This is a genomic window from Streptomyces botrytidirepellens, assembly GCF_003721215.1.
GTDB lineage: Bacteria > Actinomycetota > Actinomycetes > Streptomycetales > Streptomycetaceae > Streptomyces > Streptomyces himastatinicus.
In genome coordinates this window covers 1-21,061 of record NZ_RIBZ01000234.1, presented here as the reverse complement: position 1 = coordinate 21,061, position 21,061 = coordinate 1, and the positions used below count along the sequence as shown (strand labels likewise).

Annotated in this window: 24 protein-coding genes and 1 pseudogene; 16 read left to right on the top strand and 9 right to left on the bottom strand. The window is 71.4% G+C overall.

Features of this window, described 5'->3' with window-relative positions:
* The first annotated feature begins 98 nt into the window (after nt 1–98).
* On the top strand, nt 99–1,142 hold the full coding sequence (locus EEJ42_RS18065; RefSeq protein WP_425472923.1) for a GlxA family transcriptional regulator: 1,044 nt from the start codon (nt 99–101) through the stop codon (nt 1,140–1,142).
* A gap of 72 nt (nt 1,143–1,214) precedes the next feature.
* Here EEJ42_RS18065 and EEJ42_RS18060 read toward each other — a convergent pair.
* Together EEJ42_RS18060 and EEJ42_RS18055 are read right to left on the bottom strand one after the other, a co-directional pair.
* Nucleotides 1,215–1,346, bottom strand: a pseudogene (locus EEJ42_RS18060) (IS630 family transposase); the annotation flags it as partial.
* Nucleotides 1,347–1,429: 83 nt separating this feature from the next.
* Nucleotides 1,430–2,140, bottom strand: coding sequence for a TetR/AcrR family transcriptional regulator (locus tag EEJ42_RS18055; protein WP_123100952.1), 711 nt, complete (start codon nt 2,138–2,140; stop codon nt 1,430–1,432).
* Between the two features lie 122 nt (nt 2,141–2,262).
* Between EEJ42_RS18055 and EEJ42_RS18050 the strand changes: the two genes are divergently transcribed.
* Together EEJ42_RS18050 and EEJ42_RS18045 are read left to right on the top strand one after the other, a co-directional pair.
* The gene (locus tag EEJ42_RS18050; RefSeq protein ID WP_123100951.1) at nt 2,263–3,402 is read left to right on the top strand and encodes an FAD-dependent oxidoreductase; all 1,140 of its coding nucleotides are present in this window, start codon (nt 2,263–2,265) and stop codon (nt 3,400–3,402) included.
* Nucleotides 3,399–4,181 (top strand): alpha/beta fold hydrolase, encoded by a 783-nt coding sequence (locus EEJ42_RS18045; RefSeq protein ID WP_123100950.1) that lies wholly within the window; start codon nt 3,399–3,401, stop codon nt 4,179–4,181. Before EEJ42_RS18050 ends, EEJ42_RS18045 begins: the two co-directional genes overlap by 4 nt.
* On the opposite strand, the gene EEJ42_RS18040 is transcribed toward EEJ42_RS18045, so the two are convergent.
* Together EEJ42_RS18040 and EEJ42_RS18035 are read right to left on the bottom strand one after the other, a co-directional pair.
* Nucleotides 4,160–4,891 carry an SDR family oxidoreductase gene (locus EEJ42_RS18040; RefSeq protein ID WP_123100949.1) on the bottom strand — a complete coding sequence of 244 codons (732 nt, stop codon included), beginning with the start codon at nt 4,889–4,891 and terminating at the stop codon, nt 4,160–4,162. The genes EEJ42_RS18045 and EEJ42_RS18040 overlap by 22 nt on opposite strands.
* A gap of 2 nt (nt 4,892–4,893) precedes the next feature.
* Entirely contained in the window at nt 4,894–5,322 is a 429-nt protein-coding gene (locus EEJ42_RS18035; protein ID WP_123100948.1) for a cupin domain-containing protein, read from the bottom strand.
* Between the two features lie 77 nt (nt 5,323–5,399).
* Between EEJ42_RS18035 and EEJ42_RS18030 the strand changes: the two genes are divergently transcribed.
* Nucleotides 5,400–5,891 (top strand): GNAT family N-acetyltransferase, encoded by a 492-nt coding sequence (locus EEJ42_RS18030; RefSeq protein WP_123100960.1) that lies wholly within the window; start codon nt 5,400–5,402, stop codon nt 5,889–5,891.
* A gap of 198 nt (nt 5,892–6,089) precedes the next feature.
* On the top strand, nt 6,090–7,460 hold the full coding sequence (locus EEJ42_RS18025; protein ID WP_425472922.1) for a M1 family metallopeptidase: 1,371 nt from the start codon (nt 6,090–6,092) through the stop codon (nt 7,458–7,460).
* 68 nt (nt 7,461–7,528) lie between these two features.
* On the opposite strand, the gene EEJ42_RS18020 is transcribed toward EEJ42_RS18025, so the two are convergent.
* The 3 genes from EEJ42_RS18020 to EEJ42_RS18010 form a co-directional block, all read right to left on the bottom strand.
* Nucleotides 7,529–7,915, bottom strand: a complete 387-nt coding sequence (locus tag EEJ42_RS18020) for a hypothetical protein (RefSeq protein ID WP_123100946.1) — start codon at nt 7,913–7,915, stop codon at nt 7,529–7,531.
* Nucleotides 7,916–8,257: 342 nt separating this feature from the next.
* Complete coding sequence (locus EEJ42_RS18015; RefSeq protein ID WP_123100945.1) at nt 8,258–9,100, bottom strand: EamA family transporter; 843 nt, start codon at nt 9,098–9,100, stop codon at nt 8,258–8,260.
* 7 nt (nt 9,101–9,107) lie between these two features.
* Nucleotides 9,108–9,701, bottom strand: a complete 594-nt coding sequence (locus EEJ42_RS18010) for a MarR family winged helix-turn-helix transcriptional regulator (RefSeq protein ID WP_123100944.1) — start codon at nt 9,699–9,701, stop codon at nt 9,108–9,110.
* Between the two features lie 99 nt (nt 9,702–9,800).
* Here EEJ42_RS18010 and EEJ42_RS18005 point away from each other — a divergent pair, with 99 nt between their 5' ends.
* Entirely contained in the window at nt 9,801–10,583 is a 783-nt protein-coding gene (locus EEJ42_RS18005) for an MBL fold metallo-hydrolase (RefSeq protein WP_123100959.1), read from the top strand.
* Nucleotides 10,580–11,200 carry a DedA family protein gene (locus EEJ42_RS18000; RefSeq protein ID WP_123100943.1) on the top strand — a complete coding sequence of 207 codons (621 nt, stop codon included), beginning with the start codon at nt 10,580–10,582 and terminating at the stop codon, nt 11,198–11,200. The genes EEJ42_RS18005 and EEJ42_RS18000 overlap by 4 nt, the downstream gene beginning before the upstream one ends.
* A 9-nt stretch (nt 11,201–11,209) precedes the next feature.
* On the opposite strand, the gene EEJ42_RS17995 is transcribed toward EEJ42_RS18000, so the two are convergent.
* Nucleotides 11,210–12,847: an FAD-dependent oxidoreductase gene (locus tag EEJ42_RS17995; RefSeq protein WP_123100942.1), complete on the bottom strand. Its 1,638-nt coding sequence runs from the start codon at nt 12,845–12,847 to the stop codon at nt 11,210–11,212.
* A gap of 159 nt (nt 12,848–13,006) precedes the next feature.
* On the opposite strand from EEJ42_RS17995, the gene EEJ42_RS17990 reads away from it, so the two are divergent.
* The 9 genes from EEJ42_RS17990 to EEJ42_RS17950 all read left to right on the top strand — a co-directional run bounded on the left by EEJ42_RS17990 (nt 13,007) and on the right by EEJ42_RS17950 (nt 19,971).
* On the top strand, nt 13,007–14,173 hold the full coding sequence (locus EEJ42_RS17990) for a SchA/CurD-like domain-containing protein (RefSeq protein ID WP_123100941.1): 1,167 nt from the start codon (nt 13,007–13,009) through the stop codon (nt 14,171–14,173).
* A 75-nt stretch (nt 14,174–14,248) separates the two neighbouring features.
* Nucleotides 14,249–14,656 (top strand): cupin domain-containing protein, encoded by a 408-nt coding sequence (locus tag EEJ42_RS17985; protein ID WP_123100940.1) that lies wholly within the window; start codon nt 14,249–14,251, stop codon nt 14,654–14,656.
* The gene (locus tag EEJ42_RS17980) at nt 14,653–15,912 is read left to right on the top strand and encodes a beta-ketoacyl-[acyl-carrier-protein] synthase family protein (RefSeq protein WP_123100939.1); all 1,260 of its coding nucleotides are present in this window, start codon (nt 14,653–14,655) and stop codon (nt 15,910–15,912) included. Before EEJ42_RS17985 ends, EEJ42_RS17980 begins: the two co-directional genes overlap by 4 nt.
* On the top strand, nt 15,909–17,177 hold the full coding sequence (locus tag EEJ42_RS17975; protein WP_123100938.1) for a ketosynthase chain-length factor: 1,269 nt from the start codon (nt 15,909–15,911) through the stop codon (nt 17,175–17,177). The genes EEJ42_RS17980 and EEJ42_RS17975 overlap by 4 nt, the downstream gene beginning before the upstream one ends.
* The gene (locus tag EEJ42_RS17970) at nt 17,177–17,434 is read left to right on the top strand and encodes an acyl carrier protein (protein WP_123100937.1); all 258 of its coding nucleotides are present in this window, start codon (nt 17,177–17,179) and stop codon (nt 17,432–17,434) included. Before EEJ42_RS17975 ends, EEJ42_RS17970 begins: the two co-directional genes overlap by 1 nt.
* Nucleotide 17,435: 1 nt before the next feature.
* On the top strand, nt 17,436–17,900 hold the full coding sequence (locus EEJ42_RS17965; protein ID WP_123100936.1) for an SRPBCC family protein: 465 nt from the start codon (nt 17,436–17,438) through the stop codon (nt 17,898–17,900).
* 4 nt (nt 17,901–17,904) lie between these two features.
* Nucleotides 17,905–18,228, top strand: a complete 324-nt coding sequence (locus EEJ42_RS17960) for a TcmI family type II polyketide cyclase (protein ID WP_009714127.1) — start codon at nt 17,905–17,907, stop codon at nt 18,226–18,228.
* 351 nt (nt 18,229–18,579) lie between these two features.
* A complete protein-coding gene (locus tag EEJ42_RS17955) occupies nt 18,580–19,137 on the top strand; it encodes a hypothetical protein (protein ID WP_123100935.1) in 558 nt (185 codons plus the stop codon).
* Between the two features lie 108 nt (nt 19,138–19,245).
* The gene (locus tag EEJ42_RS17950; RefSeq protein ID WP_246096870.1) at nt 19,246–19,971 is read left to right on the top strand and encodes a class F sortase; all 726 of its coding nucleotides are present in this window, start codon (nt 19,246–19,248) and stop codon (nt 19,969–19,971) included.
* Between the two features lie 78 nt (nt 19,972–20,049).
* Here the strand turns inward: EEJ42_RS17950 and EEJ42_RS17945 are convergent, their stop codons facing one another.
* Nucleotides 20,050–21,042 (bottom strand): methyltransferase, encoded by a 993-nt coding sequence (locus EEJ42_RS17945; RefSeq protein ID WP_123100957.1) that lies wholly within the window; start codon nt 21,040–21,042, stop codon nt 20,050–20,052.
* Nucleotides 21,043–21,061: the final 19 nt, after the last annotated feature.

Sequence of the window (21,061 nt, the reverse complement as noted above, 5' to 3'; positions counted from 1 at the left end):
GGCCGCCCGGGCCCTTCCCGGCGCGACGCAGTCCACGATCCGGCACCCGCCCCCACCATGGTGTTGGCCGTCTGGCCACTATGTGACAGGATCTGGCCATGAGCGAGATGCAGTGGCCGTGCACCGACCCCCGCCCCGACCCGAGCGCCGACGCGGCCGGGCGGCACCGCATCGCCGTCCTCGCCCTGCCCGGCGTCCCGCCCTTCGAACTCGGCATCCCCTCCCGCGTCTTCGGCAGCGTCCTGGACGCCGGCTCACGCCCGCTGTACGAGGTCACCGTCTGCACCGCCGACGGCGCCCCGGTCCTCAGCGACGCCGGGTTCACCGTGCAGCCCGCGGCCGGTCCCGAGGCCCTGGCCGCCGCGGACACCGTGATCGTCCCGCCCACGCACGCCATGCCCGAGCTGGGCCGCGGCGGCCCGCTGCCGCCCGAGGTCACCGCGGCCATCGCCGGCATCCGGCCCGGCACCCGCCTGGTGTCCATCTGCACCGGCTCCTACGTCCTGGCCGCCGCGGGCCTCCTCGACGGCCGGCCCGCCACCACCCACTGGAACCTCGCCCCCGAGTTCCGCCGCGCCTACCCCCGCGTCAAGGTCGACGAGGAGGTCCTCTTCGTCGACGACGGCGACGTCCTGACCTCCGCGGGCGTCGCCGCCGGCGTCGACCTGTGCCTGCACATGATCCGCCGCGACCACGGCGCCGCCGCCGCCAACCGCGCCGCCCGCGTGTGCGTCGTCCCGCCCTGGCGGGACGGCGGCCAGGCCCAGTACATCGACCGCCCGGTGCCCGAACCCACCGTCGCCACCACCACCGCCACCCGCGCCTGGGCCCTGGAACACCTCGGCGAACCCCTCTCCCTGAACCGCCTGGCCGAACACGCCCGGATGAGCCTGCGCTCCTTCACCCGCCGCTTCCGCGACGAGGTCGGCATGACCCCCGTGCAGTGGCTCACCGCGCAACGCCTGGAACTGGCCAAGCAGTTGCTGGAGACCACCGACCTGTCCATCGACCTGGTCGCCCACCGCTGTGGCTTCGGCTCCGCCAACTCCCTGCGCGCCCACATGCGCACCGCCTTCGGTGTCTCACCCGCCTCCTACCGCCGCACCTTCCATACCGACGACCTGGTGGAAGCGGGCGTCTGAGGACACATCAGCGCCGCACATACCCGCTCCGCGGGCCGGCCGGGATCCGCCTGATCATCCGCTGCCGGTGCCCCCTCCAGCGGAGGCCAGCAGCATCATCGCCCGCCGGTAGCGCACCGAACTCGTGCTGCCCCGGCGCACGATCTGCTGCAGCTTCTGCCCCTCGTGGTCGGTCAGTCTGCGCACACGGACGGGCTCGGCCACCGCGCCTCCAGCGGTCGGATCGGATGTCACCGCACATCCAACCGCCACGACCGCCGACCCGGCGAACCTATGCGGTCACAGCACTAGAGCGGCGTCGGGACGTCCGGCACGGGGGTGTGCGCCACGCCGTTGATCAGCACGTGGAAGCCCCAGACCAGCCGCTCCTGGGGAGATCCGGAGAGCAGCCGCGGGCCCAGCGCGGCGATGCGCGGGTGCGTCCGCTCCGAGGCACCCATCAGCCCGGCGGCCAACGCCTCCCAGTCCTCCTCATTGTGGCCGTCCTCGTCCGGGCCCCGCCAGGCGTGCTCGGCGGCGGTCGCGGTGCAGAACTGGAGCAGCACGTCGATCAGCCACGCCGCCCGGTCCGGCACGACCCCGCCCTCGTGCAGCAGCGCCAGGACCGCCTCCGTGAGGTTCAGGAAATTCTTGCCGAAGGGGCGCGCGGCCACGGCGGAACGGGCGAGGCCGGGGTGCTCGAAGAGCAGCTCCGTGTACGACATGAGGATCCGCACCAGCCGCTCGCGCCAGTCGCCCTCGGCGGCGGCCGGGCTCAGATCGACCCCGGCGAGCAGCTCGTCGAGGACCGCCGCGTGCAACTCGGCGGTGTTGCGGACGTACACGTAGAGCGAGGCGGGCCCGGTGTCCAGCTCCTGCGCCAAGCGGCGCATGGTGACGCGCTCCAGGCCCTCGACCCGCATGAGGTCGACCGCGGTGGCGATGATCCCGTCTCGGGTCAGGGCCGGTTTCGCCGGGCGTTCGCGGCGGCTCTGGCGCGCGGCGGAGTTCCCTGTCATGGCCTCATGCTATCCCCTGGAGAACACGTTCGTGACGAACGCGTTTGCCACGAACATGTTCGTCCATCTACTCTCCTCGCGTCCGGCACGACAGGGATTCACCGCTTGTCCGGAGGCGACGTATGTCCACCGCACCCACCAGCATCGCGATCGTCGGAGGAGGGCTGGGCGGGCTGACGCTGGCGCGCGTCCTGCACACCCACGGCATCGCCTCGACCGTCTACGAACGGGACGCGTCACCGACCACCCGCGACCAGGGCGGCACGCTGGACCTGGACGAGGACTCCGGCCGGCGCGCACTGAGTGCCGGCGGGCTGCTCGACGACTTCCGGGAGCTCAGCCGCCCCGAGGGCGGCGAGCTGATCCTGCTCGCCAAGGACGGATCCACCCTGCTCCACGAGCCCGCTCCGGAGGGCGGCGGCGACCGCCCCGAGATCGACCGGTACGCGCTGCGCGGGCTGCTGCTGGACTCGCTGCCGAGGGGGACGGTCCGCTGGGGGCACAAGGTACGTTCGGCCACCGTCTCTCCAGCGGGACGTCCTGCGCTCACCCTTGCCGACGGCGAGACCGTGGAAGCGGATCTCCTCGTGGGCGCCGACGGGGCGTGGTCGAGGATCCGGCCGCTGCTGTCCGACGCGCGGCCGGTCTACTCCGGGGTGACCTTGATGGACGGACAACTGGAGGACGTCGGCACCCGGCACCGCGCCCTCGCCGAACTCGTCGGCCACGGCACGATGTTCGCCCTCGGGGACGAGAAGGGGGTGATCGCGCAGCGCATCGGCGGGGACCGCATCCGCGTCTACAGCACCGTCAAGGTCCCGGAGGCGTGGGCCGATACGGAGGCTGTCGCCACGAAGCGCGTCCTGGACCTCTTCCCCGACTGGGACGACGGGCTGCGTGCGCTGATCGCCGACAGCGACGGCCCCCTCGTACCGCGGCCGATCTACGCCCTGCCCGTCGGACACCGCTGGGAGCGGGTGCCCGGCGTCACCCTCCTGGGCGACGCCGCCCACCTGATGTCCCCCTTCGCCGGTGCGGGCGCCAACCTCGCCATGCTCGACGGTGCCGAACTCGCCCGGGCCATCGCCACCCACGACGACGTGGAGACGGCGCTGACCGCCTACGAAACGGCCCTCTTCCCGCGCAGCGCGACCGAGGCCGCCCTCTCGGCCGCCCATCTCGACGAGTTCCTCCGCCCCGACGGCCTGCGCCTCGCGCGGGACCGCTTCACCTCGTACGCATCAGGAGACGACGCCCGATGACCACCCACCCCACCACCCCTCACCTGCTCCAGCCCTACCCCGGCCTCCCGGTGACCCTGACGGACGTGGGCGAGGGGCGCCCCGTCCTGCTGCTGCACGGCGGCGCCGGTCCGGCGAGCATGACTGCGATCACGGACCGCTTCGCGCCCACCCGCCGGGTGCTGGCCCCCACCCACCCGGGCTGGGACGACACGCCTCGGCCCGACTGGTTCGCCGGAGTCGACGGCCTCGTGGAGACCTATCTGGACCTGCTGGACGACCTCCACCTGCACGACGTCCTGGTCCTCGGCAGCTCCTTCGGCGGCTGGCTCGCCGCCGAGATGGCCGTACGCGACCGGGGCCGCCGCATCGGGCGGCTGGTGCTGGTGGGGGCCATCGGCCCGGAGGTCCCCGGGCACCCGGTGCGGATGCCCAACCAGGCGCCCGGTCAGGAGCCCGGCCAGGCACCTGACGGCCCCGATGGCCCGCGCCCGGGCCCGTCCCCGGAAGCCATCCGCACCATGCTGGCCTACACCGGCCCGGCACTGGCCGACCCTAAGCTGCTGCACCGCCTCGGCCGCGTCACGGTGCCCACGCTGGCGGTGTGGGGCGAGAACGACGCCGTGGTCACCCCCGACTTCGGCCGCGCGTACGCCGCCGCCATCCCGGACGCCCGCTTCGAGGTGATCCCGGACGCGGGCCACCTCCCCTGGCGGGAGGCACCGGAGGCCACGTTCGCCGCCATCGACGCGTTCGTGGCCGCCGGGGAAGGACCGGCTCAGGACAGCCAGTCGATGTAGTGGGTGGGAGCGAGGCGGGCGTCGCCCTTGGTGGTGAGGACGTCGCCGCGCACGGCGGCGAACATGCCCGCGGTGTCGTCGAGGACGACGGTGCGGCTGTCGGAGCGCGCGTCCAGGGTGACCCGGCCGAGTTCGTCGAGGGTGAAGACGTCGGGCCCGCCGATGTCGCGGGTGCTGTTGAGCGGGGTGCCGACGGCGACTTCGGCGACGGCGTCGGCGACGTCCTGCGCGGCGATCGGCTGGATCGGGGTGGCGGGGAGGCGGACGGTGTCACCGTCGGTGGTCCAGGACAGGACCGCGTCGATGAACTCCATGAACTGGGTGGCGCGGACGATCGAATACGGGACCGGCCCGGCCTTGAGGATGTCTTCCTGGAGGACCTTGGCCCGGTAGTAGGCGAGCTCGGGCACCAATTCCGCGCCGACGATGGACAGAATGACGACGTGCCGCACCCCGCCCTTACCGGCGGCGGCCAGGAGGTTGTCCATCGAGGTCTGGAAGAACGCCGCAGAGGCGTCGTCAAAGGTCGGGGAATTCGTCAGGTTGACCACGACGTCGGCACCGGCAAGCGCCTCTTCCAGGCCCTTTCCGGTGATGATGTCGACCCCCGTGGAGGGCGAGCAGGGCACGACCTCGTGGCCGCCCGCCGTCAGGTTCTGCACGACCTTCGATCCGATGAGGCCGGTCCCGCCGAGAACTGCGATCTTCATGGTCACCTTCCTTTCCGCGAAGCGCGTCGGTCCGCGCGCTGGGCCAGTTCCTCGTCGTCCACCAGGGTCAGCATGGGTTGGCCCGGCGCGCACATCATGGTCACGAGAAAACGGCTCCAGGAATCCGTTCGGTTGTTCCCGTCCTGATAGTGAATGACGTCGCCGCCCGGCTCCCAGAACGTCTCCCCGGCCCGGATCACCCGCTCCGGCTCACCTTCGAGTTCGAAGAGCATCTCCCCTTCGAGCATGTATCCGAACGCGGGTCCGGAATGCCGGTGCGGAGGGGTGCCCGGGTCACCCGGGGGATATTCGACGAGGACGGTCATCACGTCCGCCCCCTCCGGGACGAACGGCGGCTTCGCTGTCTGCAGCGTGGTCAGCGCCGTCTTCCACGCTTCGGACCGCGCATTGCTGGACTCGTTGCTCGACATGAGTCATAAGTAAAGACCGGAGCGGCCTTCTGGTCATGACGACCCGCGCGAGCATTTTCCCGGTGCAGACTGAGGGCATGAGCGGACCCAGGGTGCGACTGCGTGCGGTGAACCGGGACGACCTCGCGGTCTTCTTCGACTACCACCGGGACGCGGAGGCCAACCGGATGGCGGCCTTCACCGCCGAGGACCCGGACGACCGGGGAGCTTTCGACGAGCGGTGGGACCGGATTCTCGGCGATGACACCGTGGTCAAGCGGACGGTGCTGTACGACGGGCGGGTCGCCGGGAACGTGCTGGGTTTCGAGCAGTACGGCGATCCGTCCGTCGGCTACTGGATCGGGCGCGAGCACTGGGGCAAGGGGATCGCCACCCGCGCGCTGGCCGTGTTCCTGGAGGAGGTGCCGTTGCGCCCGCTGTACGCCCGGGTCGCCGCGGACAACGCGGGCTCGCTGCGGGTGCTGGAGAAGTGCGGGTTCCGGGTGACCCGGGAGGAGCGGGCGTTCGCGGCGGCGCGGGGGCGGGAGATCGGCGAGCTGGTGCTGGTCCTGGGTCCGGTGAGGCGGTAGAACCCGAGCCAGGCTGACCGTAAAGAGAATTTTACTCCTATTGAGGCAACCGAGCGACACTGCTGGCTTTCTGACGTCTCGCGATCCTGCGATCGATGGGAGACACGGATGAAGCCTCATACAGTGAGGGGCTATCGGCCTCGGTCGGCGGCCTTGGGTCGCCTGGGCTGGGCTCCGGCCACAGCACTCCTCCTGGCCATGACCACGTCCTGCACCGGCTCCGCACCACCGGGGAACGGTGGTCCGAAGCCTGGTACGGCCGGAGTGGGTGACCGGCTGTTTCCCGCGCTCGGCAATGGTGGCTACGATGTGGCGCATTACGGGCTGACGCTGGATTACGTGCCGGAGACCAACCGTCTGAAGGGCACGGCAGTCATCACAGCGCGGGCCACCCAAGGTCTGAGCCGCTTCAACCTCGACCTGTCAGGACTGCGAGTGCACACCGCCACGGTGCAGGGCGTCAAAGCGCAACTCCACCGCGACAAGGACGAGTTGCTGGTAACACCGGCGAAGACGGTCAAGGACGGCACGATCTTCAAGACGGTCGTCACCTACGACGGCACCCCCCGCATGCGTGAGAGCGGCGACGGAGACCTGGAAGGCTGGATCGAGACCGATGACGGCTCGACGGCCCTGGGCCAGCCGACCGGCTCCACGACCTGGTTCCCGGGCAACCATCACCCCTCGGACAAAGCCACGTACGACATCGCGATCACTGTGCCCAAAGACAAGGACGGCGCCCCCTACGACGTGGTCAGCAACGGCAAGCTGACCACCGAGGAGGACAAGGGTGAGACGGTGACCCGGCACTGGCGCACCGAAGAGCCCATGGCCAGCTACCTCGCCCACATCTCCGTCGGCTACTTCGAGATTGACAAGGTCTGGACCGACGACGACCTGCCCGTCTACGTCGCCATCGACCCCGACGAGTCCGAAGGCGCTGCCGACGTCAAAGTTTTGGTGCCCGAGATCGTCGGCTGGGCAAGCGAACGCTTCGGCCCCTACCCCTTCTCCTCAACCGGCGCCATCGTCGACCACCTGCCCGAGCTCGACTACGCCCTGGAGACCCAGACCAAGCCCTACTTCGGCGAGGCGCCGGACGAGGCGCTGCTTGTGCACGAGCTGGCGCACCAGTGGTTCGGCAACTCCGTCACCCCGCGCAAGTGGAAGGACATGTGGCTCAGCGAGGGCCTGGCCACTTACGCGGAGTGGCTTTGGGAGGAGGAGCAGGGCGACAGGAACACCAACGAAGTCTTTTCCGACTTCTACGACGGCACGGATACCGAGAGCGAGGGAATCTGGGCCTTCCCTCCGGCCGATCCGCCCAGCGGAGGGCGCGTCTCCGACCCGCCCGTCTACGGACGCGGCGCCATGGTCGTACACAAGGTGCGGGAGGCCGTCGGCGACGAGACCTTCTTCGACATTCTCCGCTCCTGGACCCGACAACACCGGCACGGCAACGCTGACACCCGGCAGTTCATCGCACTGTGTGAGGACAAGTCCGGGAAGAACCTGACTGAGCTCTTCGACGTCTGGCTCTTCAGCAAGCAGAAGCCATCCCGGATGTGATGAGAGCGATCGATGAGAGAGGGCTCTCACCCGACGGGGAAAAGCCCTTCTCTTGGAGGTAAGAGGCCTTACGCGGGCGGGTACACCAGCGTGATCTCGCGGTTCAGGCCGGTCTCGTCGGCATCCGGGTACATGGAGACCTCACCGCCGGACCACCGCACCAGGAAGTCGTCCGGGTAGTGGTTCTCCGTGTAGTCGCCGGCGCCCAGGATGGTGGCGTGCGTCCAGAGCCGGTTGGGCTTCTTGACCTGGACCTCGCCGTGAAACCCCTTCTCGTCAACGTCGGGATAGAGCGTCAGCTCGCCGTCGCTCCAGCGGACGATGAGGTCGTCGCGGTCGGCGCCGGTGAAGTCGCCCGCCGCAATGGTCTCGGCCTGCGTCCAGGTGCCGTTGGGAGCGGTGAGACGAATCTCCTTGTCAAAGTTGTCGGCATCCTCCCCGGCACCGCGGTACAAGGTCAGTTCGCCGTCGCTCCAAGCGCACGATCAGGTCGGAGTAGTCCCAAGTTCCGGGATTGCCGTCGGTGAAGTAGCCACCGGCCATGACCTCAGCATGCTGCCATGTCTCGGCCTTGCCCAGGACACCGCGGCCGGCCGGCTGACGGTTCCAGCGGGCGCTTCTGGTTGGCCGGGTAACCGATGAGGCGGACTGGGTCGTGGGCGTACCCGGCATTGATCATCAACTCGGCGCCGCCTACGACGTCCTCGATGTTCTTGCCGCCGCGCGGGGGCGGGAGATCGGCGAGCTGGTGCTGGTCCTGGGGTGAGTGCCGGACGGAGGGCCGTCAGCGGCGGCCGTCAGCCGAGGGCGATGAGCGCGAGGGCCGCCCCCGCGGCCAGCAGCCCGGCCGCCTGGAGCCGGGTGATCCGCTCCCGCAGCACGGTCAGCGCCAGCAGCACCGGCACCGCCGGGTAGAGCGCGGAGAGTACGACGGCGACGGACAGCAGCTCCTGCCGGGTGGCCAGCAGATAGAGGACGGTGGCGAGCGTGCCGAGCGCTCCCGCGACGGCCGCCGTGGCGGCGGCCCGCCCGGGCAGCCGCACGGACGCGCCGACCGCCGGGAGCAGCGCCAGGATGACGGCCACCGACAGCGCGCGGCTGACCGCCACCGGCCACCACCCGGCGTCGGCGGGGACGCGGGCGAGCGCGAAGAAGTGCACGGCGAGGCCGAGCCCCGCGACGAGGGCGGTGGCGAGGGACGCGGTGTGGTGAGCACCGCACGAGCGGCCGGTGCCGTCTCGGGAGATCAGCCAGAGGGCCGGGAGCGCCAGGGCGATGCCGGTCAGGGCCGGGGGTGAGGGGCGGTCGCCCAGGAGGGCGATCCCGGCGGCCACCGGGACACCGACGGCCGTGATGTCGCTGACCGGGACGACCACGCTCATCGGGCCGGTGTTCATCGCCCGGTACAGACAGGCCACCCCCACCCCCGTGCCCACCCCCGACAGGGCGCCCCACGCCAGGGCCGAGGGCGGGGCGGGGGCGGCGTGGGTGAGGAGTACGGGGACCAGGCTCACCGCCGTACCGCCCGCCTGGGCGCAGGCGGCGACCGTCACGCCGTGGTGGCGGCGGGAGACCAGGCCGCTGAGGAAGTGGGTGGTGCCGAAGCACAGCGCGGAGGTGAGGGCGAGCAATTCACCCATCGCGGGCTCACTCCCCGGGGGCCGCGGCCTCGCGCTCGGCGGCCGCCGCCCGGTCCGCGGCGCCGACCGGGCAGGGGGCGCCCTGGTGGGTGCAGGCGTCGCGGTCGCACATGCGGCACATCCGGTCGGCCGCGCCGCAGCCCTGGTAGAGGCCGTCGAGCAGCTTGGCCAGCAGCCGGCCGAGATCGCGCACCTCGGTACGGTCCAGGCCGTGCAGCACCCCGGCGAGGTGGGAGGTGCGGGCGGTCAGCAGGTGTTCGGCGGTGCGCCGCCCGTGGGAGGTGGGGTGGACGCCGGTCCAGTTGCCCACCGTACGCCGCCGCTCGACCAGGCCGGACCGCTCAAGACCGTCGACCATCCGCACCGCGGCGGACTGGGTGAGGCCGACCCGGCGGCCCAGCTCGGTCACGCTCACGCCGGGGTCGGCGTGCAGGACGATCAGGGCGGCGGCCGCGCTCATACTGAGGCGGGAGGCGGCGGCCGGGGCGGTGAGCAGGTCGTCCGTGACGGCCAGCGCCGCGGCGCCCAGCAGGTTCGCCACGCGCTCGATGTCGGGTTCGGTGTCGGTGCGGGTGTCGGTTTCCGTGTCCGAGCCATGCATGACTCATGCATACCCTGCACCGAGTGGCTGCAAACGAGGGCCGCCGGAGTGAGAGGATCGGACCCGACGGTGTGGTACGTGCGCGACGGGAGGCACCGCGTGTCGGTGGAGATCACCTGGTGGGGGCATGCCACCGCGACCGTGCGGGACTCCGGCGTACGGGTGCTGACCGACCCCCTCTTCGTACGGCGGCTGGCCCATCTGCACCGCCGCCGCGGACCCGTGCCGCCGCCGGACGCGGCGGTGGCGGACGTCGCGCTCGTCTCCCACCTGCACGCCGACCATCTGCACCTCGGCTCGCTGGCCCGGCTGTGGCCCGGCACCCGGTTGATCGTGCCGTACGGCGCCGGGCGGGCCGTGCCGGGGCTGCGGCGGGTGGCCGCGGCGGGCGATCTGCGGGTCACCGAGGTGCGGCCGGGCGATGAGGTGGCGGCCGGCGACGTACGGATCCGGGCCGTGCCCGCCGCCCACGACGGCCGCCGCCTGCCGTTCGGGCCGCACCGGGCGCCCGCGCTCGGGTACGTGCTGCACGGCGAGGCGACGACGTACTTCGCGGGCGACACCGGGCTGTTCGACGCGATGGCGGACGCGGTCGGCCCGTGCGACGTGGCGCTGCTGCCGGTCGGCGGCTGGGGCCCGTACCTGGGCCACGGCCACCTCGACGCGGGCCGCGCGGCCGAGGCGCTGGCCCGGCTGGGGGCGCGCAGCGCGGTGCCGGTGCACTACGGGACGTACTGGCCGATCGGCCTGGACGCCGTGCGGCCGCATGAATTCCACGCGCCGGGCGACGACTTCGTCCGCCACGCGGGGCGGCTGGCGCCCGACGCGTCGGTGCACCGGCTGCGGCACGGGGAGTGCGTGCGGCTGGAGCCCGCCAGGTGATAGGTGAACTGGCGCGCCTGCCGGCCGAGTCCACCCAGCAGGCGGTGGGCTATCCGTCGCTGTTCCTGCTGGTGGTGCTGGGGTCGCTGGTGCCGGTGGTGCCGACCGGGGCGGTGGTCAGCTCGGCGGCCGTGGTCGCGGTCCACCAGTCCTCGCCGTTCTCGCTGCTGTTCGTGTTCTGCGTCGCCGCGCTGGCCGCGTTCCTCGGGGACCTCGCGCTGTACTGGCTGGGGCGGCGCGGGGTGCGGTCCAAGAACGGCTCGCGGTGGCTGGAGCGCATCCACGACCACGCCGCGCCGGAGCGGCTGGACCAGGCGCGGACGAAGCTCACCGACCACGGGGTGGCGGTGCTGGTCCTGTCCCGGCTGGTCCCGGCGGGCCGGATCCCGGTGATGCTGGCCTGTCTGCTGGCCCGCTGGCCGCTGCGGAGGTTCGCCCGCGGCGCGGCCCCGGCGGCGCTGGCCTGGGCCGGGACGTACCAGCTGATCGGCCTGCTCGGCGGCTCGCTGTTCCGCGAGCCGTGGGAGGGGGTGGTGGCGGCCGTGCTGCTGACGGTGGCCGTCAGCGTGGCCCCGGGCGTGTGGCGCCGCGTGGTGCGGCGCCACGGCGCGGGTTAGGTGCAGCGTTCAGTTGCCCAGGCTCAGAACCTCCCGCAACACCTCCGTCAGCAGCGCGTACGGGTCGGACGCGGAGCGTTCCGCGCGCCAGGCGACGAAGCCGTCGGGGCGGACCAGGACCGCGCCGTCCGGGGCGGTGCCGTGGAGTTCGGCCCAGTCGGTGCCCGGCTCGGGGGCCAGTTCGTGGTCCGGTTCGGTGCCGACGCGGTAGCAGTCGAGGGGGACGCCGAGGGCGTCGGCGGCGCGGCGGCCCGCCTCGTGCCAGGCGGCGCCGCCCGGGCCGGTGAGCAGTACGCAGGTGCGCTCGTACAGGTCGAGGGTGGAGAGCCGGACCCCGCAGCGGTGGACCCACATGTGGGGGGCGCGGCTACCGGGTTCGGCGGAGATCTCGAAGCGGTCGGGTACGGCGGGGGCGGCCGGGTTGGCGCCGAGGACCGCGCCGTTCACGTAGCGGTAGCCCATGGCGACGGCCATGACGTTGCTCTGCGGGCCCGCGGTGGGCGGGGCGGAGTAGCCGGGGTGGCTGTGCTCGGCCGAGCGGGAGGCGGCCCGGGCGCTGGTGGCCTGGGCGACCGGTTGCCGTTCGGTGCCGTAGGTCTCCAGAAGGCCGGGACCGGCCCAGCCACCGAGGACGGCGGCGAGCTTCCAGGCGAGGTTGTGGGCGTCCTGGATGCCGGTGTTGGAGCCGAAGGCGCCGGTGGGGGACATCTCGTGGGCGGAGTCCCCGGCGAGGAAGACGCGGCCGGAGCCGTAGGTGTCGGCCACCCGCTCGGCCGCGTGCCACGGCGCCTTTCCGGTGATCTCGACCTCGAGGTCGGGGATGCCGACGGCGGTGCGGATGTGCTGGGCGCAGCGTTCGTCGGTGAACTCCTCCAGGGTTTCGCCGCGCTCGGGGTGCCAGGGGGCGTGGAAGACCCACTGCTCCTGGTTGTCGACGGGCAGGAGCGCGCCGTCGGCCTCGGGGTTGGTGAGGTAGCACGCGATGAAGCGGCGGTCGCCGACCACGTCGGCGAGCCGCTTGGCGCGGAAGGTGATGGACACGTTGTGGAACAGCTCGCCGTGTCCGCTCTGGCCGATGCCGAGCGCCTCGCGGACCGGGCTGCGGGGGCCGTCGGCGGCGATGAGGTAGTCGGCACGGACGGTGGAGCGGGCCTCGGTGCGGCGGTCCAGGAGGACGGCGGTGACCCCGTCGGCGTCCTGCTCGAAGGAGAGCAGCTCGGTGCCGAAGCGGAGGTCGCCGCCGAGGTCCTGGGCGGCTTTGAGGAGGACGGGTTCGAGGTCGTTCTGGCTGCACAGACACCAGGCGGAGGGGCTGATGCGGGCGGCCTTGCCGCCGGGGTCGATGTCCCGGAAGAGCCAGTTGTGCTCGTCTCCGGCGAGCGACGGGGTCTGCATGATGCCGTGGTTGTCGGCCAGGACGGCGGCCGCCTCACGGATCGCGGACTCCACTCCGGCGGTGCGGTACAGCTCCATCGTGCGGATGTTGTTCCCGCGCCCGCGCGGGTGGTGGGAGGTCCGCGGGTGCTTCTCGACGAGCAGGTGGCCGATCTCCAGACGGCCCAGGAACAGTGAGGCGGACAGGCCCACCAGGGAGCCGCCCGCGATGAGGACGGGGACGCGTTCAGCAGTCTCGGCAAGACGATTCATCTTGCTGCTATGCCCGGTGTTTCCAGGCCCGTTCGGGGCTCTGACCAGGCGTTCCCTCAGATGGCTCACAAATCTCGCGCCATACGTGGGAGCGCCCCACGATCGGTCTGACGGGCGGCGCATCCAAGGAAGGACGCATCCCCCTAGGAGGAGCGGAATATGAGCACCCTGCCCCAGACTCCACAGCCCACCACGACACCATCCACGACCACGCGGTCCTCGCAGTCCTCACTCGCCGATTCGCGGCTGCGCGTGGTGCTGCTGCTGGATGTGCGCAGCGGTGCCGAGGAGCGTTTTCTGCGCGCGTATGACGAGCTGTGCCAGCAGGTGGCCTCGGTTCCGGGGCACCTCAGCGACCAGTTGTGCCAGTCGATCGAGGACCCTTCCAAGTGGCTGATCACCAGCGAGTGGGAGAGCGCCCCGCCCTTCCTGGCCTGGGTGGACAGCGAGGCGCACCGGGAGATGGTCAAGCCCATGCACGGCTGCGTGGAGGACACCCGGTCGCTGCGCTTCGGCATCCTGCGGGAGACCGACAAGCGGGGCCGGGGGACGACGGCGGCCCGGGGCCGGCTCCAGGCGGCGCCGCGGATCGGCGACGGGCTGGTCCGGCACGGCCTGACGTTCACGGTGAAGCCCGGTGCCGAGAAGGACGTGGCGGCGATCCTGGCCGACTACGCGCCCGTGGAGACGCGGGTGGACGACACCACCCGGCTGTGCCGGACGTCGCTGTTCATGACCGGCAACCGCGTGGTCCGGACCGTCGAGGTCAAGGGCGACCTGGTGGCGGCGCTGCGCCACGTCTCCATGCAGCCCGAGGTGCGTGCGGTGGAGGCGGCCGTCAACCCGCATCTGGAGGAGCCGCGCGACCTGGACGACCCTGATGCGGCGCGGGAGTTCTTCCACCGGGCCGCGCTTCCGGTGGTGCACCACCTGACGGCGGTCAACGGGAGAGACGGTGACGCGCCCGCGGGGCCGCTGCGGCGGCACGCCCTGTGGTACCCGGTGCGGGAGGGGTCCGGCACGGCCGTGTCCCGGCTGCTGGCCCGCCAGGACGAACTGGCGATGAACGGCGGTACGACGCCCCTGGTGAGCAGCACGATCTTCCAGCACGAGGACGTCGTCGTCCGGATGGTCGACATGAGGGCGCCGCTGGACCAGGACCCCGCCCTGGCGGTCGGTGTCGGCGGCAAGCGTGCCGCGGCCGTGCTGAGCCGTCTCGTCGAGTGCGGTCCGGACCGGGATCTGTCCCACGAGGACGGGCTGCGGCGCTTCCTCGCGGACTGCGACATGGAGCCGGTCACCGACCGCCGGGCGGCGGACTACTGAGGTTCCCCCCCTTCTTTACGGCTTTCACGCCCTTTACGTCCCCCATGTCACGTTCCATGTCCGGAGGCACCGATCATGACCACGCAGTCCCCCCACATCGTCGACCTCGCCGACGTCGCTCACAACACGCGGCGCGGCGGCGATCTGCGCGCCATGCTCACCCCGAGCACGGTGGGCGCCACCAGCGGCTTCATGGGCCTGGCCCTCATGCAACCGGGTGAGCGCATCGGTGAGCACTACCACCCGTACTCCGAGGAGTTCGTGTTCGTCGTCTGCGGCGACCTGGAGGTGGACCTGGACGGGGCCGCGCACCAACTGCGCCCCGACCAGGGCCTGCTGATCCCCCGCGACATGCGGCACCGCTTCCGCAACGTCGGCGACACCGAGGCCCGGATGGTCTTCCATCTGGGCCCGCTGGCTCCCCGTCCCGAGCTGGGGCACGTGGACACGGAGGCCACCGAACCTGCCGAGGCGTCATCGTGACGCGACGGGTGGCGATCACCGGGCTCGGCGTGGTCGCACCGGGGGGCGTGGGTGTTCCGGCCTTCTGGGACATGCTCACCGCCGGGCGTACGGCGACGCGCGGCATCACGCTCTTCGACCCCGCGGGCTTCCGTTCGCGGATCGCCGCCGAATGCGACTTCGATCCGGTGGCCGCCGGGCTGACCACGGAGCAGGTCGAACGCTCCGACCGGTACGTGCAGTTCGCGCTGGCGGCCTCCCAGGAGGCGGTGCGGGACGCGGGTCTGGAGACCGGCGGCGAGCAGTGGCGTACGGGCGTGTCGCTGGGCACCGCGGTCGGCGGCACCACCCGGCTGGAGCACGACTACGTCGAGGTCAGCAACAAGGGCGAGTCGTGGAACGTGGACCACCGGCGGGCCGGGCCGCATCTGCACCGGGCGTTCTCGCCCAGCGCGCTGGCCTCCGGGGTGGCGGAGCTGATCGGGGCGCAGGGGCCGGTGCAGACCGTCTCGACGGGCTGCACCTCGGGTCTGGACGCGATCGGGTACGGGTTCCAGGCGATCGAGGAGAACCGGGCCGACGTGTGCGTCGCGGGCGCGGCGGACTCCCCCATCTCCCCCATCACGGTGGCCTGTTTCGACGCGATCAAGGCGACCTCGGCCAACAACGACGACCCCGAGCACGCGTCGCGGCCCTTCGACGCGCGCCGCGACGGCTTCGTGCTGGGCGAGGGTGCCGCCGTGCTGATCCTGGAGGAGCTGGAGCACGCGCGCGCCCGGGGCGCCCGGATCTACTGCGAGATCAGGGGATTCGCCACCTACGGGAACGCGTACCACATGACCGGGCTGACCCGGGAGGGCCTGGAGATGTCCGAGGCCATCGACCACGCCCTGGGCCACGCCCGGATCAACAGCTCCGACATCGACTACGTCAACGCGCACGGCTCCGGCACCCAGCAGAACGACCGCCACGAGACGGCCGCCGTCAAGCGCTCGCTGGGCGATCACGCGTACCGGACGCCGATGAGTTCGATCAAATCCATGGTGGGGCATTCGCTGGGCGCCATCGGGGCCATCGAGATCGTGGCCTGCACCCTGGCCCTCGCGCACGGCGTGGTGCCGCCCACGGCCAACTACGAGAATCCCGACCCCGAGTGCGATCTGGACTATGTGCCGCGCACCGCCCGCTCCCTGCCGCTGCGCCATGTGCTCTCGGTGGGCAGCGGGTTCGGCGGCTTCCAGTCCGCGGTCGTGCTCAGTCATGGGGGTGCGTCATGAACGCGACCGCAGAGACGACCAGCAAGGCCAAGAAGCACATCCGGGGCGCCGCGATCACCGGAATGGGGATCGTGGCGCCCAACGGCGTGGGGACGGACGCCTTCTGGAAGGGCGTACGGGAGGGGATCACCTTCCTCGACCGGCTCACCCGCGAGGGCTGCGAGGACTTCCCGCTGCGGGTCGCGGGCCAGGTCCGCGGCTTCGAACCGGGGTCGGTGGTCGAAGAGCGGTATCTCGTCCAGACCGACCGCTTCACCCACTTCGCGATGACCGCGGCCGAGCTGGCGCTGGACGACGCGAGGCTGCCGCGCAAGGACATGTCGCCGTACGCGGTGGGCGTGGTGACCGCGTCCGGCTCCGGCGGCGGCGAGTTCGGCCAGCGCGAGCTCCAGCAGCTGTGGGGCAAGGGGCCGCGCTATGTGGGCCCGTACCAGTCCATCGCCTGGTTCTACGCAGCCAGCACCGGCCAGATCTCCATCCGCGGCGGGTTCAAGGGCCCGTGCGGGGTGGTCGCGAACGACGAGGCGGGCGGCCTGGACGCGCTCGCGCACGCCTGCCGATCGATCCGGCACGGGGCGGACGCGATCGTGGTGGGCGCCGCCGAGGCGCCGCTCGCCCCGTACTCGGTGGTCTGTCAGCTGGGGTACGAGGAGATGAGCCTGGCCCGGGACGCGGGCCGGGCCTATCTGCCGTTCACCGCCGACGCCTGCGGCTTCGCGCCGGGCGAGGGCGGGGCGATGCTGATCGTCGAGGAGGAGGGCGCGGCGCTGCGCCGCGGGGCGCGCGTCCGCGGGCGGATCCTCGGCCACGGCGCCACCTTCACCGGTCCGTCGATGTGGGAGCGGTCCCGGGAGGGGCTCGCGCAGGCCATCCGCGTCGCGCTGGCCGAGGCCGGATGCGCCCCGGAGGAGATCGACGTGGTGTTCGCGGACGCCCTCGGCACCCCGGAGGCGGACCGCGCCGAGGCCCTGGCGATCGCCGACGCGCTCGGCGCCCACGGCACCCGGGTGCCGGTGACCGCCCCCAAGACCGGTTTCGGCCGGGCGTACTGCGCGGCTCCGGTCCTGGACGTGGCGTCCGCGGTGCTCGCCATGGAACACCGCGTCGTCCCGCCCACCCCGTACGTCACCGACGTATGCCATGACCTCGACCTCGTCACCGGCACCTCCCGCGCCTGCGGGGCGCGGACCGCGCTGGTACTGAGCCGGGGGCTCATGGGTTGCAACGCGGCGCTCGTGCTCCGCGGCCCGGAAGGAGATATGTGATGTCCAGTCAACTGTCCTACGGCGACCTGGCCTCGCTCATGAAGCGCTGCGCCGGACTGACCGTCGACCCGGAGCTGATGCGCACCCGGCCGGACTCCACGTTCGAGGAGTACGGGCTGGACTCGCTCGGCCTGCTCGCGATCGTCGGCGAGCTGGAGAACCAGTACGGCACCCCCATCGAGCCCGGCGCCGAGAGCGCCAAGACGCCCGGCGACTTCCTCGACGTCATCAACACCTCACTCACCACGGGAGCATGAGATGACCGGCCACACCGACAACGAGATCCTCATCAAGGCGCCCCTGGACCTCGTCTGGGACATGACCAACGACCTGGAGAACTGGCCGAACCTGTTCAGCGAGTACGCGTCGGTCGAGGTACTCCAGCGGAACGGTGACACCGTCACCTTCCGGCTGACCATGCACCCCGACGAGAACGGCAAGGTCTGGAGCTGGGTCTCCGAGCGCGAGACGGCCCGCGACGTGCGGACCGTCTGGGCGCGCCGGGTGGAGACCGGACCGTTCGCCTTCATGAACATCCGCTGGGAGTACGAGGAGCAGCCCGAGGGCACCCGCATGCGCTGGACCCAGGACTTCGAGATGAAGCCGGACGCACCGGTCGACGACGCCGGAATGACCGAGCACATCAACCGAAACTCCAAAATCCAGATGGAGCTGATCCGGGACAAGATCGAGCAGCGCGCCCGCGCGCGGGTGGAGGCGTGAGGAAATGCACCGCGAACTGATCGTGGCCCGGATGAAGGAGAATGCGGCGCAGAACATAGCCGCCGTATTCGACGAGTCGGACCGCAATGGCGAACTGCCGCATCTCATTGGCGTACGGGGTCGGAGTCTCTTCCAGTTCGGCGATGTGTATCTGCATCTGATCGAGGCCGACAAGCCGCCGGGACCCGAAGTCGCGCGGGTGGCCGGCCACCCGGAGTTCCGCGCCATCAGCGAACGCCTCTCGGCGTACGTCCAGGCCTACGACCCGGCGACCTGGCGCGAGCCGAAGGACGCCATGGCGAGGGAGTTCTACCGCTGGGAGTGCTAGTGGACGGGCCGGGCGAGGGCCCGGCCCGCCGTCGGGCGCACTCTTCGAACGGGCTGTTTTCGAACCGGCTGCCGCATACGCGGAAGCCGGTTCCGGCGTTTTTGGGGAAGCCATCCGATGGACCCGCCGAAAAGCCTGTCGGCCAATCAGATGATTAACCATCAGCCCGTTCGCGCGGCAAAAGAGTGATCAAACGTCAGAACTCCACTCGGAGGGCTTACATCCGTCCGATTTGCTGGCCGCGTCGGGTGGCAGCCGGGCCACTCTTCGCTGACGGTGGTTAAGACGCCGACGCGATCCCTTTGTCTGGCAAATAGTCAGTCATCGCGCCGGTGCCGGAAGGAATGACTCATGCGATCTACTCGCGCACTCTTCGCCGGGGCGGCGATTGCCGCCACCCTGACCCTGGGCGCCCCCGCCGCCGCGTTCGCTGCCGACGTCTCGGACCCGGGCGGTCACGGCGGGTACTCGAGCAGCCAGGAGTCCTCCGAGGACGGCTACGGTCAGAGCGGCAGCTCCTGGAAGGACAAGGACAAGGAGCCGAAGGAAGAGCACGGCAAGGAAGAGCCGAAGGGCAAGGACGAGGACCCCCGCGAGCACCACGACTGGTCCAGCGACCCCAGCAAGGGCAAGGACGAGGACCCGCGGGAGCACGACTGGTCCAGCGACCCCAGCAAGGGCAAGGACGAGGACCCGCGTCACCACGACGACTGGTCGGGCAAGAAGGGCGACTGGGACGGCGGGTCCTGGAAGAGCCACGAGAAGCCGAAGGGCGGTGTCCACACCGGTGGTGGCGGCATGGCCACCACGGGCAGCGGCATGGCCGCCGGTTCGGTTCTGCTCCTCGGTGGTCTCGGCGCCGGCGCGTACGCCCTGCGCCGCCGCAAGCCGTCCGGCACCGCGATCTGAGCCTGACGCTACTGATTCACCCCGTGCTGCCGTGGCACCACCGCTCGCTTCGGCGGAGGTGCCACGGCAGCGCCACGGACGGGCGCTGTGAGAAAGGCGAACACCCGCATGGGCAGACAGGACAAGCAGGGCGGTACTGACAGCAACACCCGCACCCTCCGATGGGCCGCGGCGGCGTCTCTCATCGGTGTCTTCCTGATCTACAACTCGGTCGACGCGTCCTCCCAGTCCTCCTCGGTGACACCGGCCCCGCCCGCGGCCCCCGCGTCCGAGGCGGATTCGCAGCCGGAGACGGCGGAGGTGCCCCCGGAGGGGTCCGACTCGCAGGCGCCGGCGGCCAAGCCCGCGTCCCGGCCCGGGCCCGCGCTGCCGCGGTCGACCCCGAACCGGCTGGACATCCCCTCGATCGGTGTGAGCGCCCCGTTCACCGCACTGTCGCTCAACCGCCAGGGAACCCTGATCCCGCCGCCCGACACCGACAGCAACCTCGTCGGCTGGTACAAGGCCGGTCCCTCCCCCGGTGAGCGCGGCAACGCCATCGTGGCCGGGCACGTGGACACCAAGACCGGCCCCGCGGTGTTCTCCATGCTCAACACCCTGAAGGCGGGCAACAAGGTGACCGTCACCCGTGACGACGGCATCCTCGCCACGTTCGTCGTCGACAAGGTGCAGACGTACAAGAAGAAGGACTTCCCGGACCAGCAGGTCTACGGGGACACCAACGACGCCCAGCTGCGCGTGATCACCTGTGGCGGTGCCTACGACCACACCGCGAAGGACTACACGGCGAACGTGGTGGCGTTCGCCCACCTCACCTCGTTCCGATGGGCCTGAGCCCCGCCCGTACAACACACACCGAAACCACGAAGGTGCCCGCGGGACGCGGGCACCTTCGTCGCGTTACCCCGGCGGCTAGCCGGGCACCGTGCTGTCGATGGCGTGCAGGTACGAGTTGACGGGACGGCTCTCGGTGACGTTCAGCCCGGCCTCGGTCATCCGCGCCACCAGGCTGTCCGTGGTGTGCTTGCGGCCGCCCACGTTGAGCAGCAGGAACAGGTCCATGGCCGTGGTGAACGAGGAGCGGCTGTTGTCGATGAGGTTCTCGATGACGAGGACCCGGGCGCCCGGCCGCGCGGCCGCGACCACATTGGCGAGCGTGCGGCGGGTGTTCTCGTCGTTCCATTCCAGGATGTTCTTGATGATGTACAGGTCGGCCCGGACCGGGATCTCCCGGCGGCAGTCGCCCGGCACCAGCGTGGCCCGCTCCGCCAGCGCGCCGCCGTCCCGCAGCCGCGGATCCGCGCCCGCCACCACCTGCGGCAGGTCCAGCAGGGTGCCGCGCAGGTCGGGGCGCTTCTCCAGGAGGCTGGCCAGCACATGGCCCTGGCCGCCGCCGATGTCGGCGACCTCCTTGATGCCGTCGAGGTCGACGAAGGCCGCGACCTCGGCCGCGGACTGGCGGCTGGAGGTGGTCATCGCCCGGTCGAAGATCTCGGCCGACTCGGGGGCGTCCTCGTGGAGATACGTGAAGAAGTCCTTGCCGTAGAGGTCGTCGAAGACGATGCCGCCGGTGCGCACCGCCCGGTCGAGCCGCGGCCAGGCCTCCCAGGTCCAGGGCTCGGTGCACCACAGGGAGATGTACCGCAGGCTGCGCGGGGCGTCCTCGCGCAGCAGACGGGACATGTCGGTGTGGACGAAGCGGCCGTCGTCGGTCTCGGCGAAGATCCCGCAGCAGGCCAGGGCGCGCAGCAGACGGCGCAGCGGGTCGGGTTCGGCGTCCACCGTGGCGGCGAGTTCGCCGATGGAGGTGGGCTGCTCCCCCAGCGCGTCGGCGACGCGCAGCCGGGCGGCGGCGCGTACGGCGGCGGCCCGGGCGGCGCCGAAGGCGACCTCCCGCAGCTGCATGGCCGCGGCCTGGGGCCCG

Excerpts from the sequence above, each read along its gene's own strand:
- EEJ42_RS18065 (WP_425472923.1), top strand. The coding sequence starts at position 99 with ATGAGCGAGATGCAGTGGCCGTGCACCGACCCCCGCCCCGACCCGAGC.
- EEJ42_RS18055 (WP_123100952.1), bottom strand. The coding sequence starts at position 2,140 with ATGACAGGGAACTCCGCCGCGCGCCAGAGCCGCCGCGAACGCCCGGCG.
- EEJ42_RS18050 (WP_123100951.1), top strand. The coding sequence starts at position 2,263 with ATGTCCACCGCACCCACCAGCATCGCGATCGTCGGAGGAGGGCTGGGC.
- EEJ42_RS18045 (WP_123100950.1), top strand. The coding sequence starts at position 3,399 with ATGACCACCCACCCCACCACCCCTCACCTGCTCCAGCCCTACCCCGGC.
- EEJ42_RS18040 (WP_123100949.1), bottom strand. The coding sequence starts at position 4,891 with ATGAAGATCGCAGTTCTCGGCGGGACCGGCCTCATCGGATCGAAGGTC.
- EEJ42_RS18035 (WP_123100948.1), bottom strand. The coding sequence starts at position 5,322 with ATGTCGAGCAACGAGTCCAGCAATGCGCGGTCCGAAGCGTGGAAGACG.
- EEJ42_RS18030 (WP_123100960.1), top strand. The coding sequence starts at position 5,400 with ATGAGCGGACCCAGGGTGCGACTGCGTGCGGTGAACCGGGACGACCTC.
- EEJ42_RS18025 (WP_425472922.1), top strand. The coding sequence starts at position 6,090 with ATGACCACGTCCTGCACCGGCTCCGCACCACCGGGGAACGGTGGTCCG.
- EEJ42_RS18015 (WP_123100945.1), bottom strand. The coding sequence starts at position 9,100 with ATGGGTGAATTGCTCGCCCTCACCTCCGCGCTGTGCTTCGGCACCACC.
- EEJ42_RS18010 (WP_123100944.1), bottom strand. The coding sequence starts at position 9,701 with ATGCATGGCTCGGACACGGAAACCGACACCCGCACCGACACCGAACCC.
- EEJ42_RS17995 (WP_123100942.1), bottom strand. The coding sequence starts at position 12,847 with ATGAATCGTCTTGCCGAGACTGCTGAACGCGTCCCCGTCCTCATCGCG.
- EEJ42_RS17990 (WP_123100941.1), top strand. The coding sequence starts at position 13,007 with ATGAGCACCCTGCCCCAGACTCCACAGCCCACCACGACACCATCCACG.
- EEJ42_RS17985 (WP_123100940.1), top strand. The coding sequence starts at position 14,249 with ATGACCACGCAGTCCCCCCACATCGTCGACCTCGCCGACGTCGCTCAC.
- EEJ42_RS17975 (WP_123100938.1), top strand. The coding sequence starts at position 15,909 with ATGAACGCGACCGCAGAGACGACCAGCAAGGCCAAGAAGCACATCCGG.
- EEJ42_RS17970 (WP_123100937.1), top strand. The coding sequence starts at position 17,177 with ATGTCCAGTCAACTGTCCTACGGCGACCTGGCCTCGCTCATGAAGCGC.
- EEJ42_RS17965 (WP_123100936.1), top strand. The coding sequence starts at position 17,436 with ATGACCGGCCACACCGACAACGAGATCCTCATCAAGGCGCCCCTGGAC.
- EEJ42_RS17960 (WP_009714127.1), top strand. The coding sequence starts at position 17,905 with ATGCACCGCGAACTGATCGTGGCCCGGATGAAGGAGAATGCGGCGCAG.
- EEJ42_RS17955 (WP_123100935.1), top strand. The coding sequence starts at position 18,580 with ATGCGATCTACTCGCGCACTCTTCGCCGGGGCGGCGATTGCCGCCACC.
- EEJ42_RS17950 (WP_246096870.1), top strand. The coding sequence starts at position 19,246 with ATGGGCAGACAGGACAAGCAGGGCGGTACTGACAGCAACACCCGCACC.
- EEJ42_RS17945 (WP_123100957.1), bottom strand. The coding sequence starts at position 21,042 with ATGCAGCTGCGGGAGGTCGCCTTCGGCGCCGCCCGGGCCGCCGCCGTA.